This window comes from Burkholderia sp. EMB26, from assembly GCF_024730645.1.
In the GTDB taxonomy this organism is placed as follows: Bacteria; Pseudomonadota; Gammaproteobacteria; order Burkholderiales; family Burkholderiaceae; genus Burkholderia; species Burkholderia cenocepacia.
Genome location: NZ_CP078072.1, coordinates 208,541 through 223,247, shown reverse-complemented (window position 1 = coordinate 223,247; position 14,707 = coordinate 208,541). Strand labels below are relative to the sequence as shown.

14 protein-coding genes are annotated in these 14,707 nt (G+C 70.0%); 10 read left to right on the top strand and 4 right to left on the bottom strand.

Annotated elements, in window-relative coordinates; genetic code table 11:
- The first annotated feature begins 1 nt into the window (after position 1).
- Genes KU887_RS31400 through KU887_RS31365 form a run of 8 tightly spaced genes read left to right on the top strand, consistent with a single transcriptional unit; the run spans position 2 to position 7,388 of the window.
- Positions 2 to 1,246 carry a citrate/2-methylcitrate synthase gene (locus KU887_RS31400; protein WP_258258747.1) on the top strand — a complete coding sequence of 415 codons (1,245 nt, stop codon included), beginning with the start codon at positions 2 to 4 and terminating at the stop codon, positions 1,244 to 1,246.
- Positions 1,247 to 1,275: 29 nt separating this feature from the next.
- Positions 1,276 to 1,938, top strand: coding sequence for a class I SAM-dependent methyltransferase (locus KU887_RS31395; protein WP_006490905.1), 663 nt, complete (start codon positions 1,276 to 1,278; stop codon positions 1,936 to 1,938).
- A 3-nt stretch (positions 1,939 to 1,941) separates the two neighbouring features.
- The gene (locus KU887_RS31390; protein WP_212246746.1) at positions 1,942 to 3,015 is read left to right on the top strand and encodes a TauD/TfdA family dioxygenase; all 1,074 of its coding nucleotides are present in this window, start codon (positions 1,942 to 1,944) and stop codon (positions 3,013 to 3,015) included.
- A gap of 11 nt (positions 3,016 to 3,026) precedes the next feature.
- Entirely contained in the window at positions 3,027 to 4,040 is a 1,014-nt protein-coding gene (locus tag KU887_RS31385) for an ATP-binding cassette domain-containing protein (protein ID WP_034204100.1), read from the top strand.
- Positions 4,033 to 5,112 (top strand): ABC transporter permease, encoded by a 1,080-nt coding sequence (locus KU887_RS31380; RefSeq protein ID WP_006497999.1) that lies wholly within the window; start codon positions 4,033 to 4,035, stop codon positions 5,110 to 5,112. Before KU887_RS31385 ends, KU887_RS31380 begins: the two co-directional genes overlap by 8 nt.
- A 37-nt stretch (positions 5,113 to 5,149) precedes the next feature.
- Entirely contained in the window at positions 5,150 to 5,692 is a 543-nt protein-coding gene (locus KU887_RS31375) for a hypothetical protein (RefSeq protein WP_006491295.1), read from the top strand.
- Between the two features lie 2 nt (positions 5,693 to 5,694).
- Positions 5,695 to 7,113 (top strand): FAD-binding oxidoreductase, encoded by a 1,419-nt coding sequence (locus KU887_RS31370; RefSeq protein WP_258258744.1) that lies wholly within the window; start codon positions 5,695 to 5,697, stop codon positions 7,111 to 7,113.
- A 32-nt stretch (positions 7,114 to 7,145) separates the two neighbouring features.
- Positions 7,146 to 7,388 carry a hypothetical protein gene (locus KU887_RS31365; RefSeq protein WP_006482540.1) on the top strand — a complete coding sequence of 81 codons (243 nt, stop codon included), beginning with the start codon at positions 7,146 to 7,148 and terminating at the stop codon, positions 7,386 to 7,388.
- Between the two features lie 102 nt (positions 7,389 to 7,490).
- Here KU887_RS31365 and KU887_RS31360 read toward each other — a convergent pair whose 3' ends face one another.
- From KU887_RS31360 to KU887_RS31350, 3 genes are read right to left on the bottom strand one after another with little or no spacing between them, the layout of a single operon-like run.
- A complete protein-coding gene (locus KU887_RS31360; protein WP_258258743.1) occupies positions 7,491 to 8,843 on the bottom strand; it encodes a TRAP transporter large permease in 1,353 nt (450 codons plus the stop codon).
- A 4-nt stretch (positions 8,844 to 8,847) separates the two neighbouring features.
- Positions 8,848 to 9,420 (bottom strand): TRAP transporter small permease, encoded by a 573-nt coding sequence (locus tag KU887_RS31355; RefSeq protein ID WP_012493692.1) that lies wholly within the window; start codon positions 9,418 to 9,420, stop codon positions 8,848 to 8,850.
- Complete coding sequence (locus KU887_RS31350; RefSeq protein WP_006481984.1) at positions 9,417 to 10,403, bottom strand: TRAP transporter substrate-binding protein; 987 nt, start codon at positions 10,401 to 10,403, stop codon at positions 9,417 to 9,419. The genes KU887_RS31355 and KU887_RS31350 overlap by 4 nt, the downstream gene beginning before the upstream one ends.
- A gap of 577 nt (positions 10,404 to 10,980) precedes the next feature.
- On the opposite strand from KU887_RS31350, the gene KU887_RS31345 reads away from it, so the two are divergent.
- Together KU887_RS31345 and KU887_RS31340 are read left to right on the top strand one after the other, a co-directional pair.
- A complete protein-coding gene (locus KU887_RS31345; RefSeq protein WP_111441973.1) occupies positions 10,981 to 13,158 on the top strand; it encodes a glycoside hydrolase family 28 protein in 2,178 nt (725 codons plus the stop codon).
- Positions 13,159 to 13,248: 90 nt separating this feature from the next.
- The gene (locus KU887_RS31340; RefSeq protein ID WP_006483370.1) at positions 13,249 to 13,443 is read left to right on the top strand and encodes a hypothetical protein; all 195 of its coding nucleotides are present in this window, start codon (positions 13,249 to 13,251) and stop codon (positions 13,441 to 13,443) included.
- 35 nt (positions 13,444 to 13,478) lie between these two features.
- Here KU887_RS31340 and KU887_RS31335 read toward each other — a convergent pair whose 3' ends face one another.
- Entirely contained in the window at positions 13,479 to 14,564 is a 1,086-nt protein-coding gene (locus KU887_RS31335) for a helix-turn-helix transcriptional regulator (RefSeq protein WP_227746376.1), read from the bottom strand.
- Between the last annotated feature and the right edge of the window lie 143 nt (positions 14,565 to 14,707).

The window sequence follows — 14,707 nt, the reverse complement described above, 5'->3', positions numbered from 1 at the left end:
CATGGATACGACACTCGACTCCAGCGTCCCCGCCGCGAAGACCGGCGATGCGCCGCGCAACCTGCTCGGCCGGCCGACGACGCGCCATCGCGGCACCGACATCGACGGCGCGACGCTCGACCCCGAAGCGCTCCGCGTGCGCGATCTCGACCTGAACGCGCTGATCGGCGCGACGACGTTCGAAGGCGCGCTCGCGCATCTGTGGTTCGACGTCGCGCCCGGCCGCGCGGACCACCGCACGCACGAGGCGACGATCGGTGCGCGGCTCGCGGCGTTCGCCGACGCGCTCGCGCCGGGCTCGGTCGCGCAGTCGATCGCAGCCGAGCTCGGTGCGGCCGGCGTCGCGCCGGTGTTCGCGGCCGCGTCCGGCCTGCTGCGCGGCCTCGACGACGTGACCGACCGCGTGCGCGGCCCGGCGCCGGACGATGCCGATCTCGACACGATGCTGCTGTGCGCGGCCGCCGCGCCGTTCCTGCTGCACGCGGCGATCGAGGGGCGGCCGTTCGCCGCCGGCCCGCACGCCCGCGGCGGCACCGCGCTCGATGCAGCGCGGACGCACGCGCAACGCATGCTCGTGCTGACCGGCGCGACACGCCACGACTCGCCGGCACAAGCGGCGATGGACATGCTGCTCGTCGCGTGGCACGCCGGCTTCGGCTACATCACGCCGACCGTGCTCGCGCCGCGCGTCGCGATCGGCACCGGCGTCACGCTGACGCAGGCGATCGCGTCCGGCTTCCTCGCGAGCGGGCCGTCGCACGTCGGGGCGGCGCTCGAAGCGATGCAGTGGCTCACGACACTCGCGCGATCCATACCGGGCAGCGCCGGCGCGCCGGCCGCCGCGCTCGACGCGGCCGGCCGCGCGGCGATCGATGCGGCGCTCGACGCGAAACGCACGCTGTACGGCTTCGGCCATCCGCTGTTCGTCGCCGATCCGCGTCCGCCGCACATGCGCGGCCGGTTCGCCGCATGCGGCTTCGACGGCGGCTACGTGACGCTGTTCGACGCGTGCTGCGCACAGGCCGACGCGCGCCGCGCACTGCGGCCGAACATCGATTTCCTGACCGCCGCGACGCTGCTCGAACTCGGCGTCGCCGCGCCGTCGTGGGGCGTCGGCGTCGGGCTCGGCGCGCGCATCGCGGCGATGGCCGCGCATGCGGTGGAACGGCGCCGCCGCCCGGCGTTCGGCGTCAACAGCGCGACCGCGCGGCGGCTCCTGGCCGCCGTGCCGGTCGGCTGGCTGTGAACCCTCACCCTTTTCGCACAAGGAACGTCATGCTGCTCAAGAACCTGCGCCCGGCGAACGACTACGATCGCTTCGCCACCGAAACGCTCGAACCGTGGGACCTGCTGTTCATCAGCCGCATCCGCCAGCTGGCGCGCGGAATGACGGCCGGCACGATCGCCGACATCGGCACGGCCACCGGCGTCGTGCCGGTGCGGCTCGCGACCGATCCGGCGATGCGCGGCTGGCGCTACGTCGGCATCGACCTCGATCCGGCGATGCTCGACGAAGGCCGCCCGCGCATCCACGAACTCGGGCTCGACGACACGATCGAGATGCGCGTCGGCGACGCGCTCGCGCTGCCGTTCGACGACGGCACGCTGACGATGGCGGTTGGCCGTGCGACGCTGCATCACCTGCCCGACAAGGCGCTCAGCCTGACCGAGATGTACCGCGTGCTGGCGCCGGGCGGCATCGCGCTCGTGCACGACATGCGCCGCGACGCGCCGCAGCACCTGCTCGACCGCTTCACCGCGATGCGTGCGGCCGCCGACTATCCGCCGACCCACGTCGAGGAAAAGATCACGCTCGACGAAGCGCATGCGCTCGTCGCCGAGGCCGGTCTGGCCGAAGTTGCGTCGATCTACAGCCCGAGCATGGGGCTCGGCGCGCTCGGCTTCGAAATCCTGCTGAAGAAACCGGCGCTGGCCTGAGCGATGACCGATCTCGCCTTCCTCGCCGCGCATGCCGCCGCGCGCCTCGGCGCCGACGACGTGCACTGCGCGGCGGTCGCGCCCGGCGCGACGCTGCCGCTGTGCGTGACGCCGCGCAGCGCCGAACTCGCGACGTCGCCGGAGATGTTCGTCGCGTGGTACCGCTCGCGACTCGACACGATCGACACGCTGCTCGACGCATGCGGCGCGCTGCTGTGGCGCGGCTTCGCGGTGCCCGACACCGCCGCGTTCGGCCGCCTCGGCGCGCTGTATCCGCCGCACGCGAACGGCTACACGGCCGGCGCCGCGCCGCGCCGGCAGATCGACGGCCAGGTCTACGAGTCGACCCGCATGCCGCCGCCGTTCAGGATCGGGCTGCATCAGGAAATGGCCTACATGCCCGCGTTTCCGCGCCTCGTCGCGTTCTACTGCCGGCTGCCGGCGGAAGCCGGCGGCGAGACGCCGATCTGCGACATGCGGCGCGTGACCGCGCGCGTGCCGGCCGCGCTGCGCGAACGATTCGCCGAACGCGGCGTGATGTACCTGCGCAATTTCGCGGCGCCGGGCGACCGCGTGGACAGTCTCGCCGCGAACCCGAACCTGCCGTTCGCCGCGTACCACCGGCCGTGGGACGACGCATTCGGGACGACCGAGCGCGACGAAGTCGAGCGGCTGTGCGTGGAACGCGGCGTCGGCTGCCGCTGGCTCGACGACGGCAGCGTGACCGTGTCGCACGTCGGCAGCGCGCTGCGCACGCATCCGCGCACCGGCGAGACGGTGTGGTTCAACCAGGCGAGCGCGCAGCACCCGAACCCGCGCTCGATGGGCGAGCTCAGCTATCGCTACCTGCAGCGCATGTACGGCGCGCGCGCCGCGTTCCCGTACGAGATCCGCTACGGCGACGGCGCGCCGATGCCGTTCGACGATCTGGTGGCGATCTACGACGCGCTCGACGACGAGGAATTCGCGTTCCCGTGGCAGGCCGGCGACGTGCTCGTCGTCGACAACATGCTGGTCGCGCACGGCCGCAACCCGTACCGGGGCGCGCGCGACACGCAGGTCATGCTGTTCGACTGAGGATGCCGACGATGAGCGTTTCGTTTCTTGCGTCCGTGCGCGCGATGTTCGGCCCGTCCCCCGCGTTCGATCGACCGCAGCGCGCGGGCACGCCGCCGCGGCCCGACGCGCATGCGCCGGGCGCGGCGCTCGGCGCGCGCGCGATCGACGTCGCGGCCGGCGATTTCCGCTTGTCCGCGCGCCACGTGCGCTTCCGGCTCGGCGCGATCACCGCGATCGTCGGGCCGAACGGCTCGGGCAAGACCACACTGCTCGAAACGCTGCTCGGCTTCCGGCGCGGCGGCAGCGACGTGCGCGTGCTCGACGTGCCGGCCGAACGCTTCATGCGCGATTCGCGCTCGCTACAGCGGCTCGGCGCGCAATTGCAGAAGGTCGAGTATCCCGATCATCTGCGTGTATCCGAAATCGTCGCGCTGCACCGCGCGATGTACGCGCACACCGATGCGGCGATCGCCGACGCGCTCGGCATCGCCGAACTGCTCGACAAGCCGTGCCGCGCGCTGTCGAAGGGGCAGCGCCAGCGCGTCGACCTGTACGTCGCGCTCGCGCACCGGCCCGAGCTGGCCGTGCTCGACGAGCCGTTCACGGGCCTCGACCGCCGCTATGCGGGCGTCGTGATCGACCTGCTGCGCCACCGCGCAAGCGGCACGAGCGTCGCGATGATCTGCCATTCCGAGGAAGAACTGAGCGTGGTCGACGATCTCGTCTGGGTGCGCGACGGCGGCGTGCGCTACCAGGGCGACCGGGACACGCTGCGCGCCGAGCTCGTCGGCGACGCGCGCGCGGTGCTGCATTGCCGCGACGAAGCCGATGCGCGCGCGCTGCGCAAGCGGCTCGCGGCGCTGCCCGGCGTGACCGGCGTGCGCGTGTCGGCCGCGCACGTGGTCGAGGCGTTCGGCGACGCGACGCTGCATCCGAACGTGCACCGGATCGTCGGCGAACGCGGCATCCAGCATCTGGCGCTCGCGCCGAGCACGCCGGGCGACCTGCTGCGCCTGTGCACCGAGGGCCCGACCCATGACTAAGGTGTTCCTGATCCTCGTGCGCAACGAGTTGCTCGGCTATCTGCGCAGCCGCTCGTCGCTGTTCTGGACGCTCGTGTTCCCGGTGTTCCTGCTGAGCGTGATGCTGTTCGCGTTCGGCGGCTCGGGCTCGCTCGGCACGGCCGACATCGCGTTCGACGTGCCCGGCGGCGCGACGCCCTACAGCCGCGCATGCGAAGCGCAGATCGTCGCCAGCCTGTCGCACAGCGACACGGTGAAGGCCACCTTCGGCGGCCGCGGCGCGCCGGCCGATCGCGTGACCGTCGTGCTCGGCGCCGACGAGCGCACGCCGGCGACGATCCGCTACGACTTCAACGGCCCGCTCGCGGTGAAGGCCGCATCGCGGGTCGTCGAGATCGCGCTTGCGCGCTGCGCCGCGCAGCGGCTCGGGCTGCCGGCCGCGCAGGCGCGCTTCGAGAATGCCGCGCCGACGCGCCGGCCGTTCGACTACGGCGCGTTCTTCGCGACCGGCATCCTCGTGATGGCGTTCATGGCAATCGGCCTCAATTCGACGACCACCGCGATCGCCGCGCTGCGCGAGCGCAATACGTTCAAGCTGTACGTGTGCTTTCCGGTGTCGCGCGGCGTGTTCCTCGCCGCGCTGATCGTCGCGCGGATGGCGATGATGGCGCTGTCGGCGCTCGTGCTGCTGACGGTCGCGCGCGTCGCGTTCGGCATCGCGCTGCCGATCGCGACGCCGGACGGGCTGCGCGCGTTGCCGATCGTGCTGCTCGGCGCGGCGATGGTGCTGAGCATCGGCGTGCTGCTGGCGAGCCGCGCCCGCTCGCTCGCCGCGGCCGAACTCGCGTGCAACGTCACCTACTACCCGCTGCTGTTCTTCAGCGACCTGACGATCCCGATGCACGACGCGCCCGCGTGGCTGAAGGCCGGGCTCGCGTTCCTGCCGACCAACCAGTTCGCGGTCGCGCTGCGCGGCGCGCTGGTCGACGGCGCGCCGTACGCGCAGCTCGCGCCGCAACTGCTCGGCATGACCGCGTGCACCGCGCTGTTCCTGTTCGCCGCCGTGCGGCTGTTCCGCTGGCACGACGCTTGACGCGTCGCCCCGCTGTTTCGACGAAGGAGAATCATCGATGAAATCGAACCATCCCATAACCGGCTACCTGCTGCACGCGAGCAATTTCCTGCCGGCGATCGTGTTCCTGTTCTACGGCCGGCTCGGCCCCGAGCAACCGGACCTGCGCTGGACCCACGCGTTCCTGATCGGCGGCGTGCTCGCGCTCGTGCACGGCGCGTGGCTGATGCGCCGCGCGGAACGCAACAGCATCGCGCTCGGCGTCGACCTGTTCCTCGTGATCGGTGCGGTGCTCGCGCTCGTCTCGCCGACAGGTAGCCGTCTGTGGGGCGAGGAACTCGGGCCGGCCGCGATGCTCGTCTGCGTGCTGGTGGTCGGCATCGTGCATACCGCGTGGTCGGACGGCGGCTTCGTCGACGGCACGTTCGTCGACCATGCGCGCGCGCGTTCGCTGTCGCTCGTGCTGCTCGCCGTCACCGTCGTCGCGCTCGCGGTGTCGATCACGATGCGCCACAGCCCGCTGTGGGGCGGCGTCGTGCCGCTGATCGCGCTGGTCGTCGTGCGCGGCCGGCTGCGCAAGCAGCTCGCGCGGGCAAGCTGACGATGAACGCGCTGCCCGCACACGCAGCCCACGCCGCGCAGCGGCACGCGCTCGCCGCGGCACTCGGCGACGGCTGGCTCGACGGCGCGGCCTGCGAGCCGTATGCGACCGACGTCGCGCGATACGGCGGCGTGCCGCTCGGCGTCGCGCGGCCGGCGTCGACCGTCGACGTGCGCGCGCTCATCCGCGTCGCCGTCGCGCACCGGATCGTGCTCGTCGCCCAGGGCGCGCGCACCGGGCTCGTCGGCGCCGCCGTGCCCGATCGCAGCGGCACGCAATGCGTGGTGTCGTTCGAGCGGATGCGCGCCGTTCGCGGGTTCGATCCTTCGAATCGCAGCATCACCGTCGACGCCGGCGTGCGGCTGTCCGACATCAATCGCGTGGCGGGCGAAGCCGGGCTCTGCGTGCCGATCGATCTCGGCAGCGATCCGGCGGCCGGCGGCCTCGTCGGCGCGAACGCGGGCGGCAGCCGCCTGATCAAGTACGGCGACGTGCGCCGTCACGTGCTCGGCGTCGAAGTGGTTCTTGCGGATGAAGCCGGCACCGTGATCGACGCGCTCGCGCCGCTGCGCAAGCGCAACGCGGGCTTCGACGTCGCGCAGTGTTTCATCGGCGCGAATGGCGCGAACGGGCTCGTGACGGCCGTGTCGTTCGCGCTCGCGCCGCTCGAGCGGTCGTCGTGCGCGGCGTTCGTCGCGTTCGCGTCGTACGACGCGGCGCTCGCCGGCCTGCTCGCATTCGAACGCGCGTTCGGCGAGATGCTGTCGGCGTTCGAATTCATGTCGGCGGCGGCGGTCGGTTGCGTCGCCGCCGCGTTTCCCGCGTTGCGCGCGCCGTTCGACGCGAGCGCTGCCGCGTGCTACGCGCTCGTCGAGATCGCGACCGGCATGCCGGGGCTCGATGCGCTGCTCGAGGAACGCACGGTCGCGACGCTCGACGCGCTCGCAAGCGAACGGCGGGTGCTCGACGCGGCGTGTGCGCCGGCGGAACGGTTCTGGCGGATTCGCGACGCATTGCCGGTCGCGGTCGCGCAGGACGGCGTGCCGCTGTCGTTCGACGTGTCGTTTCCGCGCGGCGCGCTGGCCGGATTCGTCGCCGACGCCGAGCAATGGCTCGCCGCCGCGCATCCGGCGCTGCGCTGCCATGCGTTCGGGCATTTCGGCGACGGCGGCTGCCATCTCGTCGTATCGATTCCGCATACCGAAGCAGAACGCTACGGGCCGTTGCAGCAAGTGGCGCTGCGCGGCGCGCTGTACCACCGCGTCGTGCGCGCGGGCGGCTGCTTCAGCGCGGAACATGGCGTCGGGCCGGTCAATATCGCGTACTACCGCAAGCACGTGCCGGCCGCGCACCGGCAACTCGCCGGCGCCGTCCAGCATGCGATCGATCCGCTCGGGCTGGTCGGGCGGGTCCGTTACTGATGCGCCGCTTCACGGCGCCACGGAGATTTCGCATGATGTTTCGACACCCGCCCGGCCCGGGCACGCCTTCCGAACCCGACGCCGATCCTTCGTCCTCGGGCATCCCGGCCACGCTGCCCGACTCGGGCGTGGTGGTCAACGTGCGGGGCGTCGCTTGCGTGATCCCGTTGCCGCCGCGCGACCATGCGCGCCCGGCGCTGTGGCGCGAACTGGCGGACTGGCGTGACGAACGGTCGATCGCTCGCGACCTCGAACCGGATGGACGGCAGGATTGAGCAGCCGGCTCGCGACGGCGCGGCAAGCGCGCCGCGCATGCAACCGCGGCGCCGGACCACCTCGGTCGTCCGGCGCCGCGACGGGCGAAACGCGCAACGCAATCAGAACACCGCGTGCCCGCTGATCAGGCTCGGCAGCCACGTCGAGAAGAACGGCATGTACGTGACGATGTTGATCGCGCTGAAGATCGCGAGGTAGTACGGCCACGCCATCTTCGTGGTCTCGCCGATCGATACGTTGCCGATCGCGCAGCCGACGAACTGCACCGACCCGATCGGCGGATGCACGAGGCCGAGCGAGCAGTTCAGCAGCAGCATGATCCCGAACTGCACCGGGCCGACGCCGCACGCCATCGCGATCGGCAGGAACAGCGGCGTCGTGATCAGGATATGCGCGGCCATGTCGACGAACGTGCCGAGGAACACCTGGATGATGTTGATGTACAGCAGCATCAGCCACGGCGCGGCGGTCGACTGCTTCAGCAGCCCTTCGATCGCATCCGGGATCTCCAGGTACGACATCTGGAAGCGCAGCATGTTGGACACCGCGATCAGCAGCAGCACGACGCCCGTCGTGCGCGCCGCATGCGACAGCGCGCGGCGCAGCTTCTCGGCCGTCAGCGTCCGGTAGATCACCGCGGTCAACACGAGCGAGTACACGACGGCGATCGCGGCCGCCTCGGTCGCGGTGGCGATGCCCTTCGCGACGCACACGAGGATGATCGCGATCACCATCAGCCCGGGCACCGCGCCGACGAAGCTGCGCAGCACCGCATACCAGCCGGGAAACCGCGGCAGCGCGGACGAGCCGTCCTCGCGGCGCGGATAGCCGTGACGCACGGCCTGCCAGTACGCGGCGGCGAGCACGAAGCCCATCACCCACAACACCGGCAGGAGGCCCGAGAACAGCAGGTCGCCGATCGACACGCCGCTCACCGGCTGGCCGTGCAGCATCCCGGTGATGCCCTGCGCGGCGAACGCGTAGATGATCATGTTGGTCGACGTCGGCATCAGCGCGCCGGCGAGCGACGCATGCGTGGTCACGTTGACCGCGTACGCGGCGCTGTAGCCTTCGCGCTTCATCAGCGGAATCACCACGCCGCCCATCGCCGACGTATCGGCGGTCGGCGAGCCCGACACGCCGCCGAACAGCGTGCACGCGACGACGTTCGCCATCCCGAGGCCGCCGCGGAAGTGGCCGACGGTCGCCTGCGCGAAGCGCAGGATCCGGTCCGCGATGCCGCCGTGCAGCATCAGTTCGCCGGAAAAGATGAAGAACGGCACCGCGAGGAACGAGAACGCGTTCATCCCCGAGATCATCGCCTGCATCGCGGTCGCGATCGGCAGGCCTTCGACCAGGTAGGTGAGCACGCACGCAATGCCGAGCGCGAACGACACGGGCACGCCGAGCACGAGGAAGATCAGAAAACTGACGGACAGGATCGCGAGTTCCATGGCGTTATTGTCCCGACGAAGTACGACGAAGCGCGAGCAGGTGCTCGAGCGAGAAGAAGATGATCGCAACCGCCGCGGGCATCGTGATCAGGTAGCGCACGCCTTCGGGCAGCCCGATGATCGGGATGCGGTCGCCCATCGTCTCGGCGGCCATGCTGCCGCAGCCGATCATGATCATGATCGCGAACGCGATCAGGCTCAGGTGCTGGATCGCGATGACGACCGTGCGCGCCTTCGGCGACAGCCGGCGCACCAGCGAATCGAGGCCGATATGGCCGCCGTCGCGCACCTTCATCGCCGCGCCGAACATCGCGATCACGATCACGAGCAACAGCGCGATCGGCTCGACGAAATCCGGCGCATTCTCGAACACGTAGCGCATCACGACCGCATAGAACACCAGCACCGTGAGTACCGCGAGGCATGCTGAAGCGATTCCCGCCAGCACGCGGAACAGCACGTCGTTCACGCAGCGCAGCAGCGGCGCGGCGTGCGGCCGCGCCGGCGCCGCGCCGTCGGGGGCGGCGGCCGACGCGCCCGCGGCCGCCGCGCTGTTCAGGGAAGTGCGACGCGTCACTTGGTGGCCTCGATCTCGTCGACGATCTGCTTCATCTGCGGCGTCTTTTCATACTTGGTCCACAGCGGCTGCATCGCCTTCACGAACGCCGCGCGGTCGATCTGCGCGGCCGGCAGGATCTTCGCGCCGCCCTTCGTCACCAGCTGCTGCGCGGACGCCTCGCGCGCGGTCCACAGCTTCTGGTAGTACGGCACCGAATCGGCCGCCGCCTTGCGGATCGCCGCCTGCTCCTGCGGCGACAGCGTGTCCCAGATCTTCTTCGAGAACACCAGCACTTCCGGCGTCATCGCGTGCTGCGTCTCCGAGTAATCGGGCGCAACTTCGTAGTGCTTGGTTTCCTCGTACGACGGCAGGTTGTTTTCCGCCGCATCGACGAGGCCCGTCTTCAGGCCCGTGTACACCTCGGCGAACGGCATCGGCGTCGGCGTGCCGCCCATCGCCTTGATCTCGTCGACCATCAGGTCGGACGGTTGCACGCGCACCTTCAGCCCCTTCATGTCGGCCGGCGAGCGCACCGGGCGCTTCGCGTAGATCGAGCGCGCGCCGCTCTCGTAGAACGTCAGCGCGATCATCCCCTTCGCGGTGAACGCATCGAGGATCTTCTGGCCGGCCGGCCCGTACATCGCCTTGCGGAAGTGCGCGACGTCGCGGAACAGGAACGGGAACGACGGAATCAGCGATTCCGGCACGATCTCGTTGAACGACGCGCCGTTCACGCGCGCCATGTCGATCGCGCCGATCCGCACCTGGTCGACCGTGTCCTTCTCGGAGCCGAGCGCGCTGTTGCCGAACACCTTGATCGAATCCTTGCCGCCCGTCTGCTTCGACAGTTCCTCGCCCATGAACTTCACGGCCATGTTGGTCGGGAAGGTGTCGCCGTGCACGTCCGCCGAGCGGAACACGCGCGCCTGCGCGGACATCGCGAAACCGGCCATCAGTGCGACGGCCAGGGCGGTACGGGAGCCGGTGAATCGGTGCTTCATGGTGAGTCTCCTTGATGGTCGATCGTTGTTGTGCGGCGATCCGTCGGCAGGCGCCTGCGTCGTCGGTACGCTTCCTTGAACCGCAGAGTCATACGTCGTATGACGTGTCGAGCGAATGTACGTCGGTTAACCGTTTAACTCACTTGGTGCATACCCCTATAACCGCTGCCATCAAGGGCTTTTGACGGGAATCGAGGAATCGCATTCTCTGTTTCCGCGCTTTTTCGCGAAACGTTTTCCGGAACCGGGTCGGCATGCAAACAGGATACCGACGTGGCGGTTTCCCGACATCCTGCGGCCTTGTTTCGCTTCGCTTGTCGTCGTTATAGGATGACTGACCACGATGTTGTCACGCCGCCGCGGCGCCACGAGCGCGCGCCGGCCCGCATCCCGCACGACGCGATTCGCGTCGGTGGCGCCCGGCTCGACGACCCGCGCCGGCGGCCGCTCCCGCCCGCTTCAGCGTTGCCCGCTGCCCGTCAGCCCCCGCGCTCGCGTCGCGGCGACCCGCGCCGCCCGAACGACCCGATACCAACCCGGCATCGCGCAGCCGATGCCTCTTCAGGAGATCTCCGTCATGACACTTTCCGTTGCCCGGCCACATTCCCGGCCGAATTCCCCGCCCAGCCGACGCCCGCGTGCGCTCGGCCTGCTCGCCGCGCTGCTCGCCACCGCCGCCGCGCTCACCGCGTGCGGCGGCGACGACGCGAGTACCGGCGGCGGCGCGGCGTCGACCGCACCGCCCGCGACCAGCGTGTTCCAGGTCGGCACGACGACCGTCGACCCGAACCTGCCGCCCGAACCGGCGTTGCCCGCCGACACGCAGGTGTGCAGCACGCTCGAAGCCGCCAATACGCTCGTGAGCCGCCCCGACGGCTCGCTGCCGCCGGAGGCCGATCCGTCGACGGCCGGCGTCGGCAAGGCCGTGTCGACCGCGACGGCCAACCCCGACCAGGCGCGCATCCAGGCCGCGCTCGACGCCTGCGGCGCGGCGGTCGACGCCGAAGTGGGCGCGACGATCGCGGCGGCGGACGCCGCGGCCACCGCCGCGCAGAAGACGGCCGCCGCGCCGAACGCGAACCTCGCCGGCGCGTCCGGCGAGGAACTCGCGAAGCCGAAGTACCGCGCGAGCAAGTTCGCGGTGCGGCTCGTCGTCAATCGCGCGGGGCCCGGCAACGGCTTCATCAGCGGGCCGCTGACGCTGCCGTCCGGCGTCACGCTGTGGATCGACAAGGGCGTCACGCTGTATGCGTCGCGCGACGTGAAGGCGTATTCGCCGAACGCCGCCGGCCCGTACTGCGGCAACACGGCCGTCAGCGCGACGAAAGCCGGCAGCTCGTCGAACTGCGCCGCGCTGATCACCGGCACCAACCTCGTCAACGCGGCCGTGGTCGGCGACGGCCGGATCGACGGGCGCGGCTACGCGGAGCTCGTGACGTCCGATGCGAAATACCCGCTGATGAAGGTCGACCTGACCTGCTCGAACACCTACGCGGCGTACAAGAGCGGCACCGTGGCGCCCGACGGCACCGCATGCGACGACGGCGGCACGGTCGTCGATTCGAAATCGACGGTGCGCAACATGACGTGGTGGGATCTCGCGTATCTCGGCAACATGGTGCAGAACGGCACGACCGGCTTCGGCTCGCAGTCGAATTTCCGGCTGATGGTGTTCAACTACGCGAAGAACCTCACGCTGTACCGCATCACGCTGAACAACAGCCCGAATTTCCACGTGGTGCCGAGCGGCGTCGACGGGCTGACGATCTGGAACGTGAAGGTGCAGACGCCGACGCTCGCCGCGTTCGCGAACCCGGCCGGCAACGGCAACCCGCTGTACAACGGGCAGACGTTCAACGCGGACAACGTGAAGAACACCGACGCGTTCGACCCGGGCTCCGCGTCGAAGCCGACGTCGGTGGCGCTGTCGACCGGCAGCACGACGACGTCCGCCGCCGCGATCTCGTTCGACGGCTACCTGAAGAACTTCGTGTTCGCGTACAACTACGTGAGCACCGGCGACGACGATATCGCGCTCAAGGGTAGCAACAATCCGGCGCCCGCCGGCTCGGGGCTGTTCGGCATCGACGGCAATCGCGACGTGCGCGCCGATCGCAAATGGGGCGTCGTGATCGCGCACAACCACATCTACTGGGGGCACGGCATCTCGATCGGCAGCGAGACCAACGGCGGCGTGACCAACGTTCAGGTGTACGACAATGCGTTCCGCGATTCGGAAGAAGGACTGCGCATCAAGTCCGACTATGCGCGCGGCGGCGAAGTGAGCAACATCCACTACGCGAATATCTGCATCCGCGATGCGAAGAACGCGCTGCTGTTCACGCCGTACTACAGCACCAAGGCCGTGCCCGCGAGCGGCCCGCTGTATCCGAACTTCCACGACATCTCGCTCGCGAACGTCGTGATCGAGGGCGCGGCCGGCGTGAAGCTGCAGGGCTTCGAGGCGAACACCGGCGGCTACGGCGAGCCGGCGTTCCCGCTCGTGATGTCGCTGACCGACGTGGTGGCCGATACGCCCGACGGCATCGCGACGATCGCGTCCGACGCGAACCTCACGCTGCGCAACGTGAACCTGCCGGTGTTCCCGTCGACCGCGAACCGGGTGGTCGTCAACGGCAGCGCGGTCCATGCGATCGATCCGGCCAGCGTGCTCGACTGCAGCAAGGCGTTCGTCGACTTCCCGGGCATCGACCAGTCGAACCCGTTCGGGTCGACGTGGGCGCCGGCGCTGTAACGCGCGGCCCTGCCGTCGCCGTCGCGCGTGCCGGCTCGCGGGCACGCGCGATGCTCGCCGTGACATCACGCAACGCGAAAGGAGCCTGTGATGTCGACCACGAAGCCATCAGCGACCCCCGACCCGGCTGCCTCGCCGAACGCCGGCGACGAAGGCCCGGCCGACGCGCCGGGCATCGGCGAGGACACGTGCCGCGTCTGCCGCGGCACCGGCCGGGTGGAGGGTCAGCCATGCACCGTCTGCGGCGGGACCGGCAAGATACTGCAGGGAATCGGCGGCGGATAGGTCAAAACGCCGCCGCGCGCGCGGGCATCGATCGTTCAGGTCTGCATGACGAGCGACGTCAGTTGCGCGGCGCGCGCGACGTCCGTCTTCGTGTAGATCGACTTGATCTGCGCGCGGACCGTGCCGATCGAAACGCCGCGCAGCGCCGCGCACTCCTGCGGCGAATGCCCGTCGCAGCACAGCAGCACGGCGAGATCGGCTTCGGCCGACGACAGCCCGTAGAACACCCGCAAGCGCTGCGCGCGCGCCGCCGGCGAGCGCAGGTCGGCGGCCGTCATCAGCGCCGCGACGCCGGGCCGTTCGCGCGCGAGGCGCGACTGTTCGGGAACGGGAATCAGCGCGAGCGGCAGCGGTTCGCCGGTGGTACGCCGCAGCAACAGCCCGCCGCGCGCGAACGCGTGCCGCCATTGCGCATCGTCGACGCAGCCTTCCGGCGCGAACCGGCCGTTCACGATCCGCAGCGCCGGTTCAGCGGCGATCAGCTGCTGGGCGGCGCGATTCATATAGCGCAGCTCGCGCTGCGCGCCGAGCAGGAATACCGGCACCGGCACCGCATCGAGCGCCGACTCCGCGGCGGCCACGCGCGCTTCGAGCTCGCCGATGCGTGCGTGGATGCGCAGCGCGCGGCTGATGTGGGCGCCCATGATTTCGATGGTGCGGCGCTGCGCGTCGGACAGCCCTTGCGCTTCCGGGCCGCCCTGTACGCTCAGGAACGCGCCGGCGCCTTCGCCGCGATGAATGTACAGGCCGGAGATGCTGCCGAGCCCGAACGGCTGCAGGAATTCCCGGTAGAACACGCCATGTGTGCGCTCGCGCACCGACAGGTGCTTGACGTCCTCGAACCAGCGCCCCGCCGGCCAGTCGGCGGCAACCGGCACGACCGGGTCGTACAGGTAGAACTCGGTGTTGTAGCTGTGGTGGCACGCGGCGACCCACGACGGATCGTCGCCGGCCGCCTGTTCGATCGCCGGCAGCCTCGCCGCATCATCGAACGACAGCAATGTGGCCATGCGTGCGCCGACCGACAAGCGCAGCCCGTCCAGCACCGCTTCCCATCGTTGATCGCCCAGTGCCGCGGCGTAGATGTCATCGATCCATGCCGATGGAATCAACCCGTTCATCTGCATCTGGCCACCCCGCGCCGTGCGTTTTCGTCGAACGTCGTTCGGGCATCTTACTCAATCGGCCTCATTGTTCAAATTGCCGATGCGGGTTTGATCGAAATACCACGTTTGTTACCGTTTCTCGTCTGACGTAATGGTCG